This is a genomic window from Arthrobacter sp. 05T442 (assembly GCF_056395945.1).
In genome coordinates this window covers 1-19,438 of sequence record NZ_JBFTKM010000001.1, presented here as the reverse complement: position 1 = coordinate 19,438, position 19,438 = coordinate 1, and the positions used below count along the sequence as shown (strand labels likewise).

General features: G+C 66.6%; 16 protein-coding genes. 8 read left to right on the top strand and 8 right to left on the bottom strand.

The window, feature by feature from the left end:
• The first annotated feature begins 183 nt into the window (after positions 1-183).
• The 4 genes from AC1DES_RS00080 to AC1DES_RS00065 all read left to right on the top strand — a co-directional run bounded on the left by AC1DES_RS00080 (position 184) and on the right by AC1DES_RS00065 (position 6,329).
• Entirely contained in the window at positions 184-1,782 is a 1,599-nt protein-coding gene (locus AC1DES_RS00080) for a PucR family transcriptional regulator (RefSeq protein ID WP_476893665.1), read from the top strand.
• Entirely contained in the window at positions 1,779-2,723 is a 945-nt protein-coding gene (locus AC1DES_RS00075) for a glutaminase (RefSeq protein WP_476893664.1), read from the top strand. Before AC1DES_RS00080 ends, AC1DES_RS00075 begins: the two co-directional genes overlap by 4 nt.
• A 72-nt stretch (positions 2,724-2,795) precedes the next feature.
• Positions 2,796-4,310: an amino acid permease gene (locus AC1DES_RS00070; protein ID WP_476893663.1), complete on the top strand. Its 1,515-nt coding sequence runs from the start codon at positions 2,796-2,798 to the stop codon at positions 4,308-4,310.
• Between the two features lie 300 nt (positions 4,311-4,610).
• Positions 4,611-6,329 (top strand): thiamine pyrophosphate-dependent enzyme, encoded by a 1,719-nt coding sequence (locus tag AC1DES_RS00065; protein WP_476893662.1) that lies wholly within the window; start codon positions 4,611-4,613, stop codon positions 6,327-6,329.
• Between the two features lie 182 nt (positions 6,330-6,511).
• Here the strand turns inward: AC1DES_RS00065 and AC1DES_RS00060 are convergent, their stop codons facing one another.
• Positions 6,512-7,291, bottom strand: a complete 780-nt coding sequence (locus AC1DES_RS00060; RefSeq protein WP_476894197.1) for an SDR family NAD(P)-dependent oxidoreductase — start codon at positions 7,289-7,291, stop codon at positions 6,512-6,514.
• 69 nt (positions 7,292-7,360) lie between these two features.
• Here AC1DES_RS00060 and AC1DES_RS00055 point away from each other — a divergent pair, with 69 nt between their 5' ends.
• Positions 7,361-7,981 carry a TetR family transcriptional regulator gene (locus AC1DES_RS00055; RefSeq protein WP_476893661.1) on the top strand — a complete coding sequence of 207 codons (621 nt, stop codon included), beginning with the start codon at positions 7,361-7,363 and terminating at the stop codon, positions 7,979-7,981.
• A gap of 171 nt (positions 7,982-8,152) precedes the next feature.
• Here the strand turns inward: AC1DES_RS00055 and AC1DES_RS00050 are convergent, their stop codons facing one another.
• The 5 genes from AC1DES_RS00050 to AC1DES_RS00030 all read right to left on the bottom strand — a co-directional run bounded on the left by AC1DES_RS00050 (position 8,153) and on the right by AC1DES_RS00030 (position 14,280).
• A complete protein-coding gene (locus AC1DES_RS00050; protein WP_476893660.1) occupies positions 8,153-8,596 on the bottom strand; it encodes a LacI family DNA-binding transcriptional regulator in 444 nt (147 codons plus the stop codon).
• A 52-nt stretch (positions 8,597-8,648) separates the two neighbouring features.
• Positions 8,649-10,862: an alpha-galactosidase gene (locus AC1DES_RS00045; RefSeq protein ID WP_476893659.1), complete on the bottom strand. Its 2,214-nt coding sequence runs from the start codon at positions 10,860-10,862 to the stop codon at positions 8,649-8,651.
• 150 nt (positions 10,863-11,012) lie between these two features.
• A complete protein-coding gene (locus AC1DES_RS00040) occupies positions 11,013-12,353 on the bottom strand; it encodes an ABC transporter substrate-binding protein (RefSeq protein ID WP_476893658.1) in 1,341 nt (446 codons plus the stop codon).
• A gap of 54 nt (positions 12,354-12,407) precedes the next feature.
• Positions 12,408-13,310, bottom strand: coding sequence for a carbohydrate ABC transporter permease (locus AC1DES_RS00035; protein ID WP_476893657.1), 903 nt, complete (start codon positions 13,308-13,310; stop codon positions 12,408-12,410).
• A 13-nt stretch (positions 13,311-13,323) separates the two neighbouring features.
• The gene (locus AC1DES_RS00030) at positions 13,324-14,280 is read right to left on the bottom strand and encodes a carbohydrate ABC transporter permease (protein ID WP_476893656.1); all 957 of its coding nucleotides are present in this window, start codon (positions 14,278-14,280) and stop codon (positions 13,324-13,326) included.
• A gap of 212 nt (positions 14,281-14,492) precedes the next feature.
• Here AC1DES_RS00030 and AC1DES_RS00025 point away from each other — a divergent pair, with 212 nt between their 5' ends.
• Together AC1DES_RS00025 and AC1DES_RS00020 are read left to right on the top strand one after the other, a co-directional pair.
• On the top strand, positions 14,493-15,695 hold the full coding sequence (locus AC1DES_RS00025) for a Gfo/Idh/MocA family protein (RefSeq protein ID WP_476893655.1): 1,203 nt from the start codon (positions 14,493-14,495) through the stop codon (positions 15,693-15,695).
• Between the two features lie 5 nt (positions 15,696-15,700).
• A complete protein-coding gene (locus AC1DES_RS00020; RefSeq protein WP_476893654.1) occupies positions 15,701-16,741 on the top strand; it encodes a LacI family DNA-binding transcriptional regulator in 1,041 nt (346 codons plus the stop codon).
• A 53-nt stretch (positions 16,742-16,794) separates the two neighbouring features.
• Here AC1DES_RS00020 and galK read toward each other — a convergent pair whose 3' ends face one another.
• Together galK and galT are read right to left on the bottom strand one after the other, a co-directional pair.
• Positions 16,795-17,985, bottom strand: a complete 1,191-nt coding sequence (gene galK / locus AC1DES_RS00015; protein WP_476893653.1) for a galactokinase — start codon at positions 17,983-17,985, stop codon at positions 16,795-16,797.
• Positions 17,982-19,136, bottom strand: coding sequence for a galactose-1-phosphate uridylyltransferase (gene galT, locus AC1DES_RS00010; protein WP_476893652.1), 1,155 nt, complete (start codon positions 19,134-19,136; stop codon positions 17,982-17,984). Before galT ends, galK begins: the two co-directional genes overlap by 4 nt.
• A 184-nt stretch (positions 19,137-19,320) precedes the next feature.
• Here galT and AC1DES_RS00005 point away from each other — a divergent pair.
• Positions 19,321-19,438, top strand: a 118-nt coding sequence (locus AC1DES_RS00005) for a DeoR family transcriptional regulator (RefSeq protein ID WP_476894196.1), incomplete at its 3' end; no start/stop codon positions are given.

The following is a 19,438-nucleotide window of genomic DNA, read 5'->3' as shown; positions in this document are numbered from 1 at the left end:
CGCAACGTCATTCGAGTGCAGTCAGAGCTAATGGGCCGCGGCGTCGGCACTGCTTTTGGTTCGCAGACCTAAGGCGGGCCACGTAATTTAGGCTAGCTTCCATACTTTTGGGGATGCCAGCTCGGTAGCATGAAGTGTCCGGACAGAGCCGTCCGGGCGGGTGCCAATGTCAGAAGGAAGCCCATGCCCGCAGCTACGGTGGACGACATCCTCGCGGATCTCCCTCTGGGTTTCGCCAGCCTTGCGCTCCGGCCTTCCCGCACGGATGTGGCGATCGAACGCTTCGTGATCGTCGACGCTGACGACGAGATCTCCGACGGCGCGGCTGCTTTTGTCCTGCTGATAGGCGTTCGCGGACGCTCCGCGTTGCCGGCAGTGCGGCGCCTCTTGAAGAACCCGCCCCTGGTCCTGGCCGTCAAGGGCAGTCCGGAGGAACTGGCGGAAGCCGAAGAGCTGCTGCGCGCCGCCGGAACCGGTCTGCTGCTGGTGGATCCGGCCGCGGACTGGGACCGCCTGCTGTCCATCGCCAAAGACCGGATCCAGCCGCCCAGCTACCAGCGCGAAGTGCTGACGCTGCTAGAAGAAGATCTCTTCGCCATCGCCCAGACCACGGCCCGCCTGACCTCCAGCCACGTGGTGATAGAGGACGCAGCCAACAAGGTCCTGGCTTACTCCACGGTCTCAAACGCCATTGACGAACTACGCAAGGCGTCGATCCTGGCCCGGCGCGGTCCGCGCAAATACGAACTCCTGCTCAAGGACCTTGGCGCCTACCGCGAGCTGCACCGGACCCGGCTGCCGGTCCGGGTTCCCGCGCGGCCCCAAGATGGTCTGCGGGAACGCGTCGCCATCACCTTGTTCGCCGGCAACCGCATCATGGGCTACATCTGGCTCCAGGAAACCGGCGCCGGCTTCGGCGACGACGTCGACTACGTGCTCACAGGATCCGCCGCGCGGGCCTCAGCCGAGCTGATCCGCTACCGCAACCAGCAGTCCGTGCAAATGCGCGAGGACCGGATTGCGCGCCTCCTTTCGGGTCCGGCGGAAGCTGCGGCGAGCGCGCACAGCGAGAAGATCCCCGCGGACCGTCCCTCGGCCCTGATCCTGATTGGTCTGTCAGCCACTGAAGCCCAGGAAGACGACGCGGCGCTCAAGCATGGGGAGCTGGCCAACCTCGCCTCGATCCACGCGGCCGCCTACAAACCGTCCGCCATCGTTGGACAGTTTCACGGCGACACCGCCGTGGTCGTTCCCGGGCTCCAGTCCTCCAATGCCGACGCCGGGCTGCGGAGCCTGGCCGAGGCAATCGTCAAGGACGCCAACAGGCACCTCGGCATCAGCCCCTTTGCCGCCGTAGGACCCGTTGTTCCCGACCTGCTCTCGCTCCATTCCGCGACCGGAATATCCGAAGCCCTGCTGGGGTGCATGCGCCGGTCCGGCGAAGCGCCGGTGGCCACGGTGGACGACTTCGAGGCAGAGATCCTCTTCCACGACGCCGTGGAGAACTTCACGACGGCGGCCTTCCGGCACCGCAGCCTGTGGGCCCTGCTTCGTGACGACGCAGAACTGGCCGAAACCCTGCGTGCATTTTTCGACGCGTCTCTGGACGTGGCCGAGTGTGCGAAGCGGATGCAGCTGCATAAGAACACCGTCTACTACCGGATCGGAAAGGTCAGCCGGGTCACCGGTCTGACCTTCAGCAATCCCCGCGATTCGTTGGTCGCCCTGCTTCATGTTCAGGAGTGGGCAGGCACGCAGAAGGAGCACCTGGGCAGAAAATGAAGACAGCACTCGATTCGCCGCCGCTTGGCCCGGTATTGGATGACATTGTCCGACGCCACCGGCCCCGGACGGAGGCGGGCTCAGCTCCCGCAAATATTCCGCACCTACGGTCCCTGCCGTTCGACCGCTTCGGCATCGCGGTTGCCACGACGTCCGGGGAAGTATTCAGTTCCGGCGACGCGGACCTTTCGTTCTCGATCCAGAGCATCTCCAAGGTCTTCACCCTGGCGATGGCGCTCGGCGCCGATGACTCCGGCTCGTTGTGGTCCAGGGTCCTCCGCGAGCCGTCGGGGACGTCCTTCAACTCCCTGGTCCAGCTTGAAGTCGAGCACGGGATCCCACGGAACCCCTTCATCAATTCGGGCGCACTGGTGGTCACCGACCATCTGATGGAAAGCTCTCCCGACGCCGCCACTCAGGTCCTGCGCTTCCTCGCCGGCCAGGTGGGGCACCAGCATGGAAGACAGGGTCCTTTCATCGACGAGATCGCCGCAACGAGTGAACTCTCCAGCAGCAGCCGTAACCTGGCCCTCGCCCACTTCCTGAAGGAATTCGGCAACCTGCGGCGGCCCGCACAGGCCGTCGTAGAGAACTACGTCAGGCAGTGCTCCATCATGATGAGCTGCGTGGAGGTGGCCAAGGCGGCCCTTTTTCTTGCACGGGATGGCCGCGGAGCGCAAGGCGCGGTGATCTCCAGGAGCGAGGCCAAGCGCATCGGCTCCATCATGCTGACCTGCGGCATGTATGACGCAGCCGGCGAGTTTGCCTACCGCGTCGGACTTCCGGGGAAAAGCGGCGTGGGCGGCGGCATCCTGGCCATCGTCCCCGGCGAGTGCACCATCTGCGTCTGGAGCCCGCGGTTGGATTCCAAAGGAAATTCCCTGGCAGGCACGGCGGCTCTCGCTGACCTGTCGGACCGGACCGGGTGGTCGATCTTCTGATCTGACGCCTGGCTGTCCCCCACATCTTTCCCATAACCCATTTAGATCTCTGACAGGTCGAAAGGATTCCCCATGTCTAACAACCCCAATGACGAGGTTGGCTTGTACCAGGCCGATGGTGGCCACGCCCACGCTTCGGATGTCCTAATCCACGCTGAGGACTCGGGCTACCACAAGAGCCTTAAACCCCGGCAGATCCAGATGATCGCGATCGGCGGCGCCATCGGAACCGGCCTGTTCCTGGGCGCCGGCGGCCGGCTCAACGCTGCCGGCCCGTCACTGGTCATCGCCTACGCCGTCTGCGGCTTCTTCGCGTTCCTGATCCTGCGCGCCCTGGGGGAACTGGTCCTGCACCGGCCCTCGTCAGGATCGTTTGTGTCCTACGCCCGCGAATTCTACGGAGAGAAAGCAGCGTTCATCTCCGGGTGGTTCTACTGGATCAACTGGGCCACCACCACCATCGTGGACATCACCGCTGCGGCCCTTTACATGAACTTCTTCGGCAAGTACGTCCCCTGGATGGGGGCCGTACCGCAGTGGGCGTGGGCGCTGATCGCCCTCATCGTGGTCCTTTGCCTGAACCTCGTCTCCGTCAAGGTGTTCGGCGAACTCGAGTTCTGGTTCGCCTTGATCAAAGTCGCAGCCCTCGTCGCGTTCCTGCTGGTCGGCACCTACTTCGTCATGTTCGGCACCCCCGTGGAAGGCCAGGAAGTCGGCTTCAGCCTTATCTCCGACAACGGCGGCATCTTTCCCAACGGCCTGCTGCCCATGATCATCCTCATGCAGGGCGTCCTGTTCGCCTACGCCTCGATCGAACTGATCGGTACGGCCGCCGGCGAAACCGAAAACCCCGAGCGGATCATGCCCAAGGCCATCAACTCCGTGGTCTTCCGTATCGCCGTCTTCTACGTCGGCTCCGTCATCCTGCTCGCGCTGCTGCTGCCGTACACCTCGTACCAAAAAGGTGTCAGCCCCTTTGTGACGTTCTTCGGATCCATCGGCATCCAGGGTGTGGACGTCATCATGAACCTCGTCGTCCTCACGGCCGCCCTGTCCTCGCTGAACGCTGGTCTGTACTCCACCGGCCGCATCCTGCGCTCCATGTCAGTGGCCGGATCGGCCCCGAAGTTTGCTCGGCGGATGAACAAGGCCGGCGTCCCTTACGGGGGCATCGCCATCACCGCCGGCGTCTCCCTCCTCGGGGTCCCGCTGAACTACCTTGTACCGGGCCAGGCGTTCGAGATCGTCCTGAACGTCGCCTCCGTAGGCATCGTTGTCACCTGGGCCACCATCGTGCTCTGCCAGATGCAGCTCAAACGGTGGGCAGACAAAGGCTGGCTCGAACGCCCCTCTTTCCGGATGTTCGGCGCCCCCTACACCGGATATCTCTCCCTTGTGTTCCTGCTCGGCGTGCTTGTCATGGTCTTCATCGACTCCCCGCTCACGCTGCTGGTGACCCTGGTGGCCTGCGCGCTGATGGTAGGCGGCTGGTACGCCTGCCGGAAACAGATCCACGACATCGCCGAAACCCGCGACGGCTTCACGGGCGCCGCGCCCGTGCTGGCCAACCGGACCCCAATCCGCTAATGGAACATCCTGATGCAGGCCCGTCCTCCAACCCGACATACAACCTGAAGGCGCCCATGAAACCACGAACCCGGCTGAGTCCCAGCCACCCCATTGCTCTGCAGGATCTCCGCCCGTCGGCCGCACACAGAGGCAACCCGCCGGCGTCGAACGACAGTTGCGAGGACAGCTGCTTCTTCTGCACCGGACCGGAAACAGACTAGGCACCCACGACCGCTCCGCTGGATTCAGAGGACATGCCATGCCCGCCCACCATACCCAAGAAGACAAGTAGTGATGAATACGGAGTCTGCATCCACCATGACCGAAACCGATACGCACCCAGTCGAAGGCGACACCCTACAGACGGTCCCAGCGGCTATTTTGGATAGCATCAACGGCAGCGGGACGCTCAAGTCCGCCGGCCACGTGATTGTTGATTCGCTCGTGGCGCACGGGGTTGAACGCACCTTCGTCGTCCCGGGGGAAAGCTTCCTGGACGTCCTCGACGGGCTGCACAGCTCTGAAATCGAGACCGTGGTCTGCCGGCACGAGGGCGGCGCCGCGTATATGGCCGAGGCCGACGGCAAAATGAACCAGCGTCCCGGCGTCGCCATGGTCACCCGCGGGCCCGGGGCAGCCAACGCCCACGTTGGCCTGCACACCGCCTGGCAGGACTCCACCCCGATGCTGCTCTTTGTCGGGCTGATTCCATTCGCGCACCGGGACCGCGAGGCGTTCCAGGAATTCGATATCAAGGCGTGGTTCGACACGGGAGCCAAGCGCGTGATGGTCCTGGACCACCCCGAGCGGGCCTCCGAGATCGTCGCCGAGGCAATGTTCGCCGCCATGAGCGGCCGCCCTGGCCCCGTGGTGGTGGGCCTTCCGGAGGACATCATCCGCGCCCGGATTGATCCGGCCCTGCATCCGGCCATTCCGGTGGCCGCGGGCGGCATGAGCAGCACGGATGCCGGCGCCCTCGCCGAAGCCCTCGCACAATCCAATAAGCCGCTCTTTGTCACCGGCGGGAACGACTGGACCCAAGACGCGGCCCGGGTACTCACGGAATGGCTGGAAGAGCACCACATCCCGGCCGCGGCGGAATGGCGCACGCAGGGAACCGTCTCCTTCGACTCCCCCAGCTATGTGGGACCGATCGGCTACGGCCGGCCCCGCCCCACCTACGATCTGCTTGAGGAAACCGACTTGCTCGTGTTCGTCGGGACGGTCCCGGGAGACGTGATCACGGACGGCTTTGTCTGCAGGCAGGACTGGAACAAGAAGAACTTCCTGGTCACCATCGATCCCTCGCTGCGCGGCCGCTCCGGCCCCGTCTCCCGCCAGATCCTGGCCAAGCCGGAGGCGTTCGTCCGGGATCTGGTGAACATCGACCTCCCGGTCAAGGAGGAGTGGAAGGCGTGGACGGCCCGGATGCGTGCCGAGCAGCAGTCCTTCGCCAGCCTTCCGCCGTCGACCCCGGACGAGGGGCCCGCGAAGATGGACACCCTCATGGCGAACCTCGTCCCGCTGCTGCCGGAGGACGCCATGGTGACGTTCGGGGCGGGCGAGCACACCAACTGGGCCCACCGGTACTTCCCCACTCGGCGCTACGCCTCGATGATCAGCGCCCGGAACGGCTCCATGGGGTACTCGGTGCCCTCGGCCATCGCCGCCTCGCTGGCCAGCCCGAAGCGCAGGGTGGTCACCATCGCCGGCGACGGGGAATTCCTGATGAACGGCCAGGAGCTGGCCACGGCCGCCCAGTACGGGGCCACGCCGCTCATCATCGTGATGGACAACCAGGAATACGGCACCATCCGCACCCATCAGGAACGCCACTACCCGTCCCGGGTGTCGGGGACGCAGCTGAAGAACCCCGATTTCGGCATGATGGCCCGGGCCTTCGGCGGTTTCGGCATCACTGTCACTGAGGACAATGACGTGGCCGCCGCCCTCGAGGCCGCGCTGGCCGCCATCGACAAGGACGGCGTGTTCGCCCTAATCCACCTCATCGTCGAACAGCGGGTGAAAGCCTACTAGATTACGCCCTGACTAGATCGCACACGGACGACGACGGCGGGAGCCTCCCGCCGTCGTCGTCCTGCGGTTGTCGGGCGGCAGCACCGGAAACCAGCCCTGCCTGGATGCGCTGTCGGTCCTAGTCGTCAGTCGGCGACGACAGCCGTTAGGTCTGATAGCGCAACGGGTGGTTAGACGGGTGCTTAGAGGGCGGACCAGCCGCCGTCGGAGGCGAGGACGGCGCCGTTGATGTTGGTGCCGTCGTCGCTGAGCAGGAACGTGATGGAAGCGGCCAACTGCGCGGCTGTGGCGGGGGTCGGAATGTTCGCTCCCATCAGCGGGCCGAGCCGCTCGGCGGCCAGCTCGGACCCCCACGTCGCCACGATGTTGGTGATGGTGGCGCCGGGGGCGACGGCATTGAAGCGCAGGCCCTTCGGCCCGTACATGACGGCGGAGTTCTTGGTCAGACCGACGACGGCGTGCTTGGACGCCGTGTAGGCTGCGCCGGCAGCGGAACCGCGCAGCCCGGCCTCGGAGGAGACGTTGACCACGGATCCGGCGCCGGCCTCGAGCATGAGGGGCACGACGGCACGGGTCAGGCGCATGAGGGCGGTGACGTTAGTACGGAAGACCCGCTCCCACGTGGCGTCGTCCACCTCATGGACCGGGGCGAAGTGGTCCATGATGCCTGCGACGTTGGCGAGGGCATCCACCCGGCCGCCCGCGGCAGCGACGACGGCGGCAACTGTTTCCTCGGCCGAGATGTCACCGGCTACCGGGACCAGGTCCAGGCCGCCGTTTTCCGCCACAAGGGCATCGAGGCGTTCCTTGCTCATGTCGGCGGCGATGACCCGGCCGCCCTCATGGGCGACCCGGAGGGCCGTGGCCAGTCCGACGCCCGAGCCCGCGCCGGTGACAACGACGGTCTTGCCGGCGAAACGGCCCGCGGTGGTGATTTCCTGCCATGAAGCGTCGTTGCCCATGATGTCCTTCCAGACGGTGAAAAACGGTGACAGGGCCCACCTTATGACACCCTGTGTCATTATGTAAGGGTGAATACTGGTGGACTGCCTGCGAACGACCAGGGCACCCCCGCAGCCCGTGCCGCCGGGCGTCCGGCGTCGATCGATCCGGACGCTGTCCCCGGCATCGCACTGCGCCTGTTTGCCGAGAACGGCTACGAACAGACCTCTATGGAGGACATCGCGCGTGCGGCAGGGATCGGGCGCAAGAGCCTGTACCGCTACTTCGCCAGCAAGGCCGACCTCGTCTGGGGCGGCATGGAGGCCGTGGTGGAAGCCTCCGGACGCGTGTTGGAGGAGACCCGCCGGGAAGACGCGCCCGACGACGGCATCCTGGCCGGCCTGCGCGCGGCCGCGATCGCCGGGGTGGCGGCCATCCCGGATCTCGCCGTGACGCGCGGACGCCTGCGCCTGATCGCCGAACACCCCGAACTGGCAGGCCGGAGTTACGCCTCCCTGGCGCCCCAGCGCGAACGGGCCCTGCGATACCTCCTGGCGCAAGGGGTCAGCAAAGACTCCGCGCGGTACTTGTGCGCGGCCTATCTGGGCGCGACGTTTGAGGCTTGGATGCAGTGGGCGGCCGGGACGGAGCCGGACCCCGTGCCGCATCTGCTGGCGGCCACGGCTGTGCTGCAGCTGCCCCGGGGTTGACCGGCGTGGTTTTCGCTGCGCAACTGCGCCCTCGCGGCGCAAAATACCCTGCGCTAGGGGTATTCCTGTTGCGCAGGGTATTTTGCGTAGCACAGGATTCTTTGCGTAGCGCAGGGTATTTTGCGTAGCGCCGGTGCCAGCGCCGCCGACACCGCTTCCGCACCAAGGCCGCTAGCGGGCCACAGCTGCCGGCCGGAGCTCGTAGCCTTCGTCCCGGGTCAGCAGAATCCGGCCCCGTCCGTCGTCAAACCGGACCCAAGCCCCGGAACCGTCCTGCATCGAACACTCAAACAGGCCCGAGGCCATGACGGCCCCATGCCGGAGCACTGTGACTTTCCCGTGGAGCGGAAAGTCATGCAGGGAGCGGTTGTCCGACGCCGAGTCCGACGCTTCCGGATGTTCCGGTGCCGTCCGGCCTTGGCCCGACACCGGGTGCCAGCGGCGCCTTCGCGCAGGCCGCTCGTCTTGCTGGAAGCCCAGCTCCAGCATGGCCCGTTCCACCCGTTCCCGGGTTTCACCGGCGACGGCGTGCGGCCGGTGAAGGACGTTGGAAACGGTTCCCGTGGAGACGCGGGCGGCAGCAGCGACTGCACGGTTGGTGGGCTGATGTGGCATGTGCATGACCTTTCTCGCGTGACCCGTGGAACACGGCTCCGGGCTGAAGCCGCTAGGCGCCGGTGGTTGTCACTTTGAGCAGCAGCGCGTGCTCGGGGTTGAGTACGGGCATGGGCAGCCCCACCTCCGCCAGGAAGCGCCCGCTCGCCCTGGCCCCGGATTCCAGCCAGGCCGGAGGCTGGACCTGCGTAAAGGTCCGGGCGTAGTCGGCATCGCCCGGCGCGGGGAAGATGGGCTCCACCAGATAGCTCGTGCCGGCGCCCAGGCCCGGAAGGGTGATCCGTCCAGGCTGCTCCGAGAACGAGGTCCTGGTGCTCACCAGGGCGTAGAGCGCCGCCGCCGGGCCCGGCACGGCACCGTCGCCAAGCCCTTCAGCGGCGACCACACCGTGCAGCATCAGGGAATCGTCGGGCACGTCCGCGCGGACCATCCGGCCGCTGTGGATCAGCCCGCGGTGCTCCTTGTACAGCCCGATGAAGCGCTTGAGCTCCTCACGTTCCGCGCCCTGCACCTGCCGGACGTCCCATTCCATGCCGAAGTGGCCGAAGAGTGCTGTGATGGCGCGGAAGGAGAGGTCGTGGGTGCGGGCGGTCGTATGCGATGTCGTGGGGCCGATGTGGCCGCCCACAAGCTCCGGCGGAACCACCAGGCCTGTCCAGCGCTGGATGCTCTGGCGCTCCAGGGCATCGTTGCAGTCCGAAGCCCAGATCCGGTCGGTGCGCTCCAGGATCCCGAGGTCCACCCGTGCACCGCCTGAAGAGCAGCTTTCAATCTCGACGCCCGGATGGGCCGCACGGAGTTCATCGAAGAGCCGGTAGGCGGCGAGGGTCTGTTCGTGGACGGAGGCGCGCCCGGCGTGGCCGTGTTCCGTCAGGTCCCGGTTCTGGTCCCACTTGAGGTAGCTGATGTCGTTGGCACGCAGCAGCGCGTCGATCCGGTCGTAGATGTACCGCCACGCGTCCGGATTGACGAGGTCGATCACGTGCTGGTGGCGCCATTCCAGCGGAAGGCGGCCGCCATCCTTGAAGCTCTCAACGGAAGGTCCGACGATCCAGTCCGGGTGGGCGCGGACAACATCGGAGTCCAGGTTGACCATTTCCGGCTCCACCCACAGCCCGAATTCCATCCCGCGGGACGTCACGGCGTCGATCAGCGGCGTGAGCCCGGACGGCCAGAGCGCCTCGTCCACGTACCAGTCGCCCAGGCCTGCGTGATCGTCGCGGCGCCCGCGGAACCAGCCGTCGTCGAGCACGAAGCGTTCGACGCCGAGCTCGGCCGCGGAGTCGGCGAGCTCGATCAGGGTGGTGAGGTTGTGGTCGAAGTACACGGCTTCCCAGGTGTTGAGCACTACCGGACGGGATTTGCCGGGGCCGGCATTTGCTGCCGGCGCGGGCAGCACGTGGTGCGGCCGGTCCCGGAACCAGGCGTAGAACGCTTCGCTGACGCCATCGAGTCCGCGGCCCGAGTACGCGGCGAAGAGCGCAGGCGTGGTGTAGCTGCCGCCGGCCGGGAGGAGAACCTCCGCCGGGCCAAGCAGCTCGGATCCCCCGATCATGGTCCGCCCGTCCGCCAGGCTGTCCGCGAACTGTTCGTGGTTGCCGCTCCAGGCCAGATGGGTGGCCCAGACCTTGCCGTGCCGGTTGCCGAAGCCGGCGGTGCCTGCCGCGAAAAGCAGTGAGGAGTCATGTCCGGTGCGGCCGTGTCGGCCCGTCCGCACCCAGGTCCCCTGCTGGATCGTCCGGCGCTGCGGGTGGCGTTCCCGGCACCACCGGCCGGTGAGGTCCAGGAGTTCGACGGCGTCCGGCGCCACCGGCAGCACCGTGGCCAGCTCATCGAGCTGGTACGGCGAGGTGCCGGTGTTCGTGACGGTGTGCCGCAATTCCAGCAGGCCCCCGCCATGCAGCCTGAGGGTGGATGCCACACTGATGCCCGCGTCGGCATCTTCCTGGATGATCACGACGGCGCCGTCACCGTCCCGCGTCACATCCGCCACGCGAAGGCGGACGGAGAAGTCATGGCCGGGAACGCCGTCGGCGATCCTGTGTCCGCGCAGGGCAGGACGGCCCTGCCAGCTCGAGGAGGTCTGGGGCAGCAGCCCGGCGGGGACGGCGACGTCGACCGCCGAGTGCGGGACGGGCCCGCCGAGGATGGCGAGGTCGGGAAGGGATTCGCCCAGGTCGGCGCCCCAGTGGATGACCTCGGCCTCCCCCCTGTCGAAGCTGATCACCAGGCTGGTGTTGGCGGAGCGGAGGTAAAGGGGATCCATGGCAGGTCTCTTTCGGTGGTTCGGCGCGTGTTCAGGAACGCGGGATTCCTTGGGACGGGGAGGGAGGGCTCCGGATGCCGCCGCGGCCGGGGGCAGCGGCGGCATCCGGAGCGTGTGGCGGCCGGGGGCGCCTGCAGCCACGGTGTGTGCCTACTTGAAGAGGGCGTTGACCTTGTCGTTAGCCTCGGTCAGTGAGCTGGCAGGCTTGCTGCCGGAGAGGACGGCGTCCATGGCCGGCTTCATGATGCCGTCAACCTTGGCCGCCTTGTCCGCGATCGGGAACAGGAACGTGGTGCCGTCCTTGACCTGCGTGGTGAAGGCCGAGACGTCAGTGCCCTTGTCGGTGAAGGCCTTGGCGGCAATGTCGGCGGAGCTGGTGATGGCCGGGAAGACGACTGCCTTCTTGGCCACGGAGTCCTGGCATGCGGTGGATGCGAGGTATTCGACCCACTTGACCGAGGCGGCCGGGTTCTTCGTGCCCGCCCAGATGGAGTCGGCCAGGCCGTTGAACATGCTGGCGCGCTTGCCGTCCGTGCCCTTCGGGGTGGGGGCGATGCCCGTCTGCACGCCCTTGTAGCTCTGGTACTGGCCGATCAGCCAGTCTCCGGTGGTGTTGATGGCGGCCTTGCCGGCACCGAAGTTGTCCGCCAGGCTGGCGCCCACGGTGGTCTCAAGCTTGGGCATGTAGCCCTTGTCGATCAGGCCGGCCCACCAGGAAATCGTCTCCTGGAATTTGGGATCGTCGTAGTTGAACTTGGTCCCCCACGGGTTCTTGTCGGTGTGGGTCCAGCCGGTGGTGGCGCTCAGGAAGCTCCACTCAGTCTGGCCCTGGCCGGAGCCGCTGCCCGCCAGGCCGAGTCCGTAGACGGCAACGTTGTTCTTGTCGAACCCGGCTTCATCCCCGCGCTTGCCGCTCTTGTCCACGGTCAGGTGGGCGATGGCCTTCTCGTAGCTTCCGCCGTCCTTGGGGTTCCAGTCCAGGTTGGCCATCTGCTCGGCCGTGAGGCCGGCCGAGTCCGTCATCGCCTTGTTGTAGAACAGGCCTACGGTGTCCCAGTCCTTGGGCAGGCCGTAGCGTTTCCCGTCCTGGCCGACCCAGAGCTCGGGGAGGCCCTTGGAGTAGCTGTCGAGCTTGATACCGTCTTTGGCCACGGCGTCGTCCAGGGACAGCAGCTGCTTTTTCGCGGCGTACTCGGGGAACTTGGACAGGTGGTCGGTGAAGACGTCCGGCGCCGTTCCGGCGACGAAGCCGTTGGTCAGGGTGGTCCAGTAGTCGTCCCAGCCGCGCTGGGTGATCTTGACCTTGATGTCCGGGTTTGCCTTGGTGAAGTCGTCAGCGCACTGCTGGTAGGCCGGGAGCTGGTTGGCGTCCCAGAGCCAGTAGTTGATCTCGCCCTTGGCTTCCGAGGATACCGGGGCGGAACCGCCGCAGGCGGAGAGGGAGAGGGCGATGGCTGCGGCGGCAGCGGCGATGCCGAGGGGCTTCTTCATGGTGGACCTTTCGTGGACGTGCTTGACAGGGGCGAAGTGCGTGTTGATGGGGAGCTATTTGATGCCGGAGAAGCCGATGGAATTGACCACCCGCTTGCCGAAGGCGATGAAGAGCAGGAGTACGGGCAGGGCGGCGACGAGCGTCGCGGCCATCAGGCCGGCCCAGTCTGGGGCACCCTGCGGGGACTGGGACTTGAAGACGCCCAGGCCGACGGTGAGCACGCGGACGTTCTCGTCCTGCCCCACGAGCAGCGGCCAGAAATACTCGTTCCACTGGCCAATGAACGTCAGCAGGGCCAGGGTGGCCAGCGGCGCGGCGGCATTGGGCAGCACGATCTGGAAGAAGATCCGAAGGTGCTTGGCGCCGTCGAGCATGGCCGCCTCCTCCACTTCCCGGGACATGCTCAGGAAGAACTGGCGGAGGAAGAAGATGGCGAACGGCGTCATGAACAGGAAAGGAAGGGCCATGCCGGCGAAAGTGTTGAGCAGGCCCAGGTTCTTGATCATGAGGAAGTTCGGAAGCGCGGTGAAGATCGGCGGAACCATCATCGTGGCCAGGAACAGGCCGAACACCTGGTTCCGGCCCGGCCAGCGGAGCCGGGCGAAGGCGTAAGCGGCCATCGCGCTGAAGAAAACCTGACCGGCGGTGGTGAGGGTTGCGAAGACCACCGAGTTGCGCAGGTAGAGCCAGAAGTTGATGGCGGCACCGGAGCCGCCCTCGGCGATTGCCTCTTCGGGGCTCTGCATCCCCAGCACCCGTTTGAAGGCGCCCCAGCTGAAGTCTGCGGGCAGCAGGCTGCCGGCGTTGGCGGCGAGGGAATGGTTGCTGGAGAGTGCAGTGCGGAGCATCCAGAGGAAGGGCGCCACTGTTACGGCGACGGCGACGGCGACGAGGGTCCAGGCGCCGACGCGGCGCCAGTTGACGGGCTTTTTGCGGGAAACGGTGGAGGTGCTCATGGCGGTGGGTTCCTTAGTCCAGATCCGACTCGTTGCCCTTGAGGAACTTCATCTGGATGAAGGCCACAAGAGCGAGAATGACGAAGAGAATGACGGACAGCGCGGAGGCGTAGCCGAAATCGGATTCGCCGAAGGCCTTCTGGTAGATGTACATCTGGATGACACGGGAGGCGTTGACGGGGCCGCCGCCGGTGGTCACTGCGACGGTGTCGAAGACCTGGAAGGACCCGATCACGGTGACCACCAGGACCAGCACCAGCACGGGCCGCAGGAGCGGCATGGTGATGCTCCAGAAGGTCCGGGTGGGAGACGCGCCGTCGAGGGACGCGACCTCGTAGACGTGGTTGGGGATGGACTGCAGTCCGGCGAAGATCAGCAGGGCCGTGTAGCCCATGTGGCGCCAGACGTTGACGAAGGCGATGGTGGGAATCGCCCACTGCTCGCTGCCGAAGAAGGCTACGCGGGGCAGGCCCAGCCAGCTGATGATTTCGTTGACGATTCCGATCTGGTAGTCGAGCATCCAGAACCACAGCAGGGCCACGACCACGTTGGCCACCAGGAACGGCAGCAGCAGGGCGCCGCGGATGAAGGTGGACTTGGCCACCCGGTACATCAGGAGCGCCAGCCCGAGGGCGATGACGGTCTGGAAGCCGATGTTCAGGGCGACGTACTGAAGGGTGACACCCATGGCATTCCAGAACAGCTCATCGCCGAAGATTGCCGTGTAGTTCTTGGCACCAATCCAGGTGGGATCCCCCAGGATGCTGTACTCGGTGAAGCTGAGGTAGATGCCGCGGATCGTAGGGACCAGAAAGAACGCGACGAAGCCGACCAGGGCCGGCAGGATGAACAGCAGCGCGATCCGGAGGTCGCCGAGGCGGCGGCCCCGGCCCGCCTTCTCGGACCTTCCGCGGCGTCCGGGTTTTATTCCGCCGGCCACGGGGTCCGGGAGCTTGGTGATGGTGGTCATCGTTGACCCTTCCTGATGATGTGATGTGGGTAACAGCTGGGCATGAATCTACACGAGTAGATATTGGCGTGCAAGCCTAATTTCCTTTGTCTTCGGTATTTTTCTGGTACTCACCAGTAACTATTGACTCGAGTAGATTCCCGTGGGACGCTGTTGCGGAAGCCCGCACGGGCGCGGAGTCCGGCTGTCCGGGCAGATCGGAAGAGGCAAGAATGACGTTTTCAATCGGAGTTGTCGGTGTCGGCCAGTTCGGTGGCCATTTCGCCCATCTCTTCAACCTCCATCCCGGCGTCAGCGCGGTCTACGCCGTCGACGAGCGTCCCGAACGGGCGGCCGCCGCGCGGGAGCAGTGGGCACTGGACGGCACCATGGACAGCTTCGAGGAACTCCTGGCTTCCGACGTCGACGCCGTCGCCATTTTCACCCAGCGCTGGACCCACGGCCCGCTCGTTGTCCGGGCACTGCGGGCCGGAAAGCACGTCTATTCGGCGGTCCCCATGGCCGTTTCCGAGGAGGAGATCGGGCGGATCATTGACGCAGTCCGCGAGACCGGACTGGTGTACGCCATGGGCGAGACCAGCTACTACAACCCGGCCACGGTGTACGTGCGGGACCGGCACGCCGCCGGCAACTTCGGGCGGATTTTCTACACCGAGGGTGATTACGTCCACGACATGGATCTCGGCTTCTACGAGGCCTACCAGTACAGCGGGGGCGAGCGCTGGAAGGAAACGGCCAGCTACCCGCCCATGCTCTACCCCACCCACGCGATCGGCGGCGTGCTAGGCGCCGTGCCCGCGCACGCCGTGAGCGTCAGCTGCGTCGGCGTCAAGGACGACCGCCCGGACGGCATCTTCGACAAGGACGTCAGTCTCTTCGGCAACGATTTCTCCAACGCCAGCGCGCTCTTTGAACTGAACGACGGCGGAGTGATGCGCACCAACGAGATGCGCCGGGTGGGCTACCCCTCGCACATCCGCGAATCGCGCTTCCGCTTCTTCGGCACCGAGGCCAGTTTTGAACAGCTCGCCACCGTGAGCGTCTGGCAGGACAAGAAGGACGTCCAGGATGTCTCCGGGCAGCTGGAAACCCGGCCCAGCATTCCCCTCGACGACCCGTCCCTGGCCGGTATCGCCCCCGAGTTGCGGGACGCCTTCATTTCCGGGCTGGCGCCAGTGCACGACGCCGGCCGTCTCCCCGATGAGTTCCGCGGCGCACCGAACGGACACGAAGGAAGCCACCAGTTCCTGGTGGACGATTTCGTGACGGCGGTCAACAGCGGGGCACTGCCGCCGGTCAATGCCTGGGTGGCCGCGCGCTTCACCCTGCCCGGCATCGTGGCGCACGCCTCGGCCCAGCGCAACGGGGAACGCCTGCCGATCCACGATTTTGGCGATGCACCGTCCGGCAGCTAGCTAGCATGTACTCCATGACGACTTCGGCAGTGCACACCCCCCGCGGCCCGGTGACCCGCAAGGACGTTGCCCGCTACGCCGGGGTGAGCACCGCCGTCGTCAGTTATGTCGTCAACGGCGGCCCGAAGAAGGTGGCCCCGGCTACCGAGGCCAAGGTCCAGGATGCCATCCGCGTGCTGGGGTACCGCCCGAACGCGGCCGCCCGCGCGCTGAAGCTGGGTTCCAGCGAGACCATAGGCCTGGTCATCCCGGACAACTCGAACCCGTTCTTCTCCCTGCTGGCCCACGCCGTGGAGGACGCCGCCGCCGAACTCGGCTACGCCCTGCTGCTGACCAACTCGGACGGCAACCTGGCCAAGGAGCGCCGCAACATCCGCAACCTCGCCTCGCGCCAGGTGGACGGGGTTGTCCTCGCCAGCGTTCTCTTCGAACCGGATCTGGCGGCCCTCGAATCAGCCGAGATCCCCGCGGTGCTCCTGAACCACAGCGGCAGCGCCCCCGGCTTCAACAGCGTGGGCGTTGACCTGGCCGCCGGGGCCAAAATCGCGGTGGAGCATCTGATCGGGCACGGACACACGAATATCGCACTGGCCATGGGCACCAACGTAGCCAACGACTTCGACCTCCGAGAAAAAGGCTGGCTCCAGGCGCTCACCGAGGCCGGACTGCCAGAGGGCCCCATTGTGCGCGGGGACTTCACCCGCGCCGGCGGGTACGCGGCGGGGCAACGGCTGCTCGCCTCACCGAACCGGCCGACGGCGATCTTTTCCAGCTCGGACATGCAGGGCATCGGTATTTTGCGGGCCCTGCACGAGGCCGGGCTCAACGTCCCTGGTGACATCGCCATGACGTCCTTCGACGGCTCGGCCGAGGCCGAATACTGCTGGCCGGCGCTGACCACGGTGGAACAGCCGGTCCGGGTCATGGCGGAGGCGGCGGTCAGTGCCCTGGTGGGCTCGTCCCGCGGCCAGGCGCCGGAGCAGCGGATCTTCCCGACGCAGCTGCGGATCAGGCAGTCCTGCGGATGCGGCCGCCCCGCAGCCTGACCACGGCACCGCTTGCCCGGCGATGGCGCTCGCCGGACTCATGCGGGACGTCCTCATCGGATGCGTCCGGCTCCTGCCGCCGGCGTGACGGTGAAAATGTCCGGCCGTGTGAAGCCGGCTTCCTCGAAGGCACGGACGACGGCGTCGCGGACCTGCCGTTCGTCCTGTACCGGCGTCAGGGCGATGGCCGAGCCGCCGAAGCCGCCGCCGGTCATGCGCGCGCCGATGGCGCCGTGGCTTCGGGCCGTGTCCACAGCGAGGTCGAGCTCAGGGCAGGAGATCTCGAAGTCGTCCCGCATGGAGGCGTGGCTGGCGTCGAGGAAATTGCCGATGTGGGCGGGGCCCTTGCTGCGGAGGGTGTCCACCGTCTGCAGCACGCGGTCGTTTTCGGTGACGATGTGGCGGACGCGCCGGAACGTCACCGGATCGAGCAGCCCGCGAGCTTTCTCAAGGTCGGCGACGGCGACGTCCCGCAGGGCGCTCACGCTGAGGACCCCGGCGCCGAGCTCGCACGAGGCACGGCGGGATGCGTAGCCGCCGTCGGCGTGCGAGTGCGAGACCTTCGTGTCGATGACCAGGAGCACGAGTCCTGCCTTCTGCGCCTCGAACGGCACGAGTTGCACGGCCTGGTCCCTGCAATCGAGGAAGACGGCATGTCCGGTGGCGCCGCGGAGCGAGGCCGACTGGTCCATGATGCCGGTCGGGGCGCCGACAAAGGCGTTTTCCGCGTGCTGGGTCAGCCGGACCATCTCCTCGGCGGCCAGACCGGCCCCGGTGAGATCGTTCAGGGCCGTGATGACGGCGCATTCAATCGCGTGCGAGGAGGACAGCCCCGCGCCGGGCGGGACGTCGGAGTCAAGGAGGAGGTCGAAGCCGGGGACCTCAATGCCGTGCTGCCGCAAAGCCCAGACCACGCCCAGCGGGTACTTGGCCCAGCCGGTGACGGTGCCCGGTGCCAGGGCGGCGGCGTCGGCTTCGACGAGTTCCTGGTCGCCCACGGTCGACAACAGCCGCACAGTGTTGTCAGTGCGGAGCCGGACGGCGGTCCGGGCCCGCTTGTCGATGGCGAAGGGCAGGACGAAGCCCTCGTTGTAGTCGGTATGCTCGCCGATCAGGTTCACCCGCCCGGGGGCGGCCCAGACGCCGTGCGGCGCCGCGCCGAACGTGGCCTGGAAGCGGTCCGACAGGCTGCGGGCCGCCGCATCGGTGCCGGCGGCCGCGTCGGTGCGGGATGTCGTGTTCATGCGCGGGCGCCTTCCGGGGTCAGGGTGGCAGGGGTCAGGGTGGTGGGGGTCCCGACGCCGGCGGCTTCGCGCAGCCGGACCGCGACGGATTCGGGGGTGGTGTCATTGATGAAGGCGCCCATGGCGGCTTCGGAGCCGGCCAGGTACTTGAGCTTGTCGGCGGCGCGGCGGGGCGAGGTCAGCTGCAGGTGCAACTGACCGGCCTGCCGCATGCCCGGCTCCACCGGAGCCTGGTGCCAGGCCGCGATGTAGGGGGTCGGCGTCGGGTACAGCGCGTCGAAGCGCTTCAGGAGTTCGGGGTAGAGCTCCGCCAGCTCGTCGCGCTCGGCCCCGTCGAGGGCGGCAAGATCCGGGACCTGGCGGTGCGGGACGAGGTGGACTTCCAGCGGCCAGCGCGAGGCAAACGGGACGTAGGCGCTGAAGTGCTCGCCTTCGATGACCATGCGGCTGCCGTCGCTGCGCTCTGCCCGCAGCAAGGAGGAGGCGAGCGTCGCGGTGCCGCCGGAGTTGTCGAAGAATTCGCCGGCCGCCGCAGCCAGGACAGCGGCACGGGGTGTCACGTAGGGGTAGGCGTAGATCTGCCCGTGCGGGTGGTGCAGGGTGACGCCGATTTCAGCGCCGCGGTTTTCGAACGGGAAGACCTGTTGGATGCCGGGCAAGGAACTGAGGGCCGCGGTCCGGTGGGCCCAGGCATCGATCACTGTCCGGGTGCGGCGCCAGCCGAGGTCGGCGAAGGACCCGGTGTGCTCCGTGGTGAACGCGACCACTTCGCACCGGCCGGCCGCGGCGGCTGTGGTCCCCCAGGCTGGCGAGTCGGGGATCGGGTTCGTGTCCGGACCGAGCGAGGGGAAGCGGTTCTCGAAGACGGCCACGTCGTAGTTCGACGCCGGAATTTCCGTGAGGTTGGCCGGCGTCGTCGGGCAGATGGGGCACTGGTCGGCCGGCGGCAGGTGGGTGCGTTGCTGCCGGTGCGCGGCCACGGCGACCCATTCCCGGCTGAGCGCATCGAAGCGCAGCTGGCCGGACCCGGCACGGGCCGGGAGCACGCGGTGATCGACCAGGGACGCGGGCGGCCGCCGGGACGACCCGGCGTCGTCAAAGTAGAGGATTTCCCGGCCGTCGGCCAGCCGGGTTGCCGTGGTTTGTGTCATGCCTTCATTTTTACACTAAAAAACATTTTCAAACAATAGAGCACATATTCAATCATCCGGTGGTTTTGAACAGTCGTGCGGAAGATTAGGCTCTTCAAAGGGAAAGTTCGACGGTCGCCGTCGTCCGGTCCCCCCCGCACCCCTGCACGCCTGTCACGCCAGTCCGGCCACGAAGGATGAAAAGATGTTAGCCGCAGCCCGCCACTCCGCCATCCTCGCGGAGGTCCAGCGCGAACGCATCGTCCGGGTCGCGGACCTCGCCCGGATGCTCGGAGTGTCCCTCATGACCGTCCGGCGCGACA

What these genes read in the sequence shown, in the direction of transcription:
- AC1DES_RS00080 (WP_476893665.1), top strand. Translation starts at nt 184, where the DNA reads ATGCCCGCAGCTACGGTGGACGACATCCTCGCGGATCTCCCTCTGGGT.
- AC1DES_RS00075 (WP_476893664.1), top strand. Translation starts at nt 1,779, where the DNA reads ATGAAGACAGCACTCGATTCGCCGCCGCTTGGCCCGGTATTGGATGAC.
- AC1DES_RS00070 (WP_476893663.1), top strand. Translation starts at nt 2,796, where the DNA reads ATGTCTAACAACCCCAATGACGAGGTTGGCTTGTACCAGGCCGATGGT.
- AC1DES_RS00065 (WP_476893662.1), top strand. Translation starts at nt 4,611, where the DNA reads ATGACCGAAACCGATACGCACCCAGTCGAAGGCGACACCCTACAGACG.
- AC1DES_RS00060 (WP_476894197.1), bottom strand. Translation starts at nt 7,291, where the DNA reads ATGGGCAACGACGCTTCATGGCAGGAAATCACCACCGCGGGCCGTTTC.
- AC1DES_RS00050 (WP_476893660.1), bottom strand. Translation starts at nt 8,596, where the DNA reads ATGCCACATCAGCCCACCAACCGTGCAGTCGCTGCTGCCGCCCGCGTC.
- AC1DES_RS00045 (WP_476893659.1), bottom strand. Translation starts at nt 10,862, where the DNA reads ATGGATCCCCTTTACCTCCGCTCCGCCAACACCAGCCTGGTGATCAGC.
- AC1DES_RS00040 (WP_476893658.1), bottom strand. Translation starts at nt 12,353, where the DNA reads ATGAAGAAGCCCCTCGGCATCGCCGCTGCCGCCGCAGCCATCGCCCTC.
- AC1DES_RS00035 (WP_476893657.1), bottom strand. Translation starts at nt 13,310, where the DNA reads ATGAGCACCTCCACCGTTTCCCGCAAAAAGCCCGTCAACTGGCGCCGC.
- AC1DES_RS00030 (WP_476893656.1), bottom strand. Translation starts at nt 14,280, where the DNA reads ATGACCACCATCACCAAGCTCCCGGACCCCGTGGCCGGCGGAATAAAA.
- AC1DES_RS00025 (WP_476893655.1), top strand. Translation starts at nt 14,493, where the DNA reads ATGACGTTTTCAATCGGAGTTGTCGGTGTCGGCCAGTTCGGTGGCCAT.
- AC1DES_RS00020 (WP_476893654.1), top strand. Translation starts at nt 15,701, where the DNA reads ATGTACTCCATGACGACTTCGGCAGTGCACACCCCCCGCGGCCCGGTG.
- galK (WP_476893653.1), bottom strand. Translation starts at nt 17,985, where the DNA reads ATGAACACGACATCCCGCACCGACGCGGCCGCCGGCACCGATGCGGCG.
- galT (WP_476893652.1), bottom strand. Translation starts at nt 19,136, where the DNA reads ATGACACAAACCACGGCAACCCGGCTGGCCGACGGCCGGGAAATCCTC.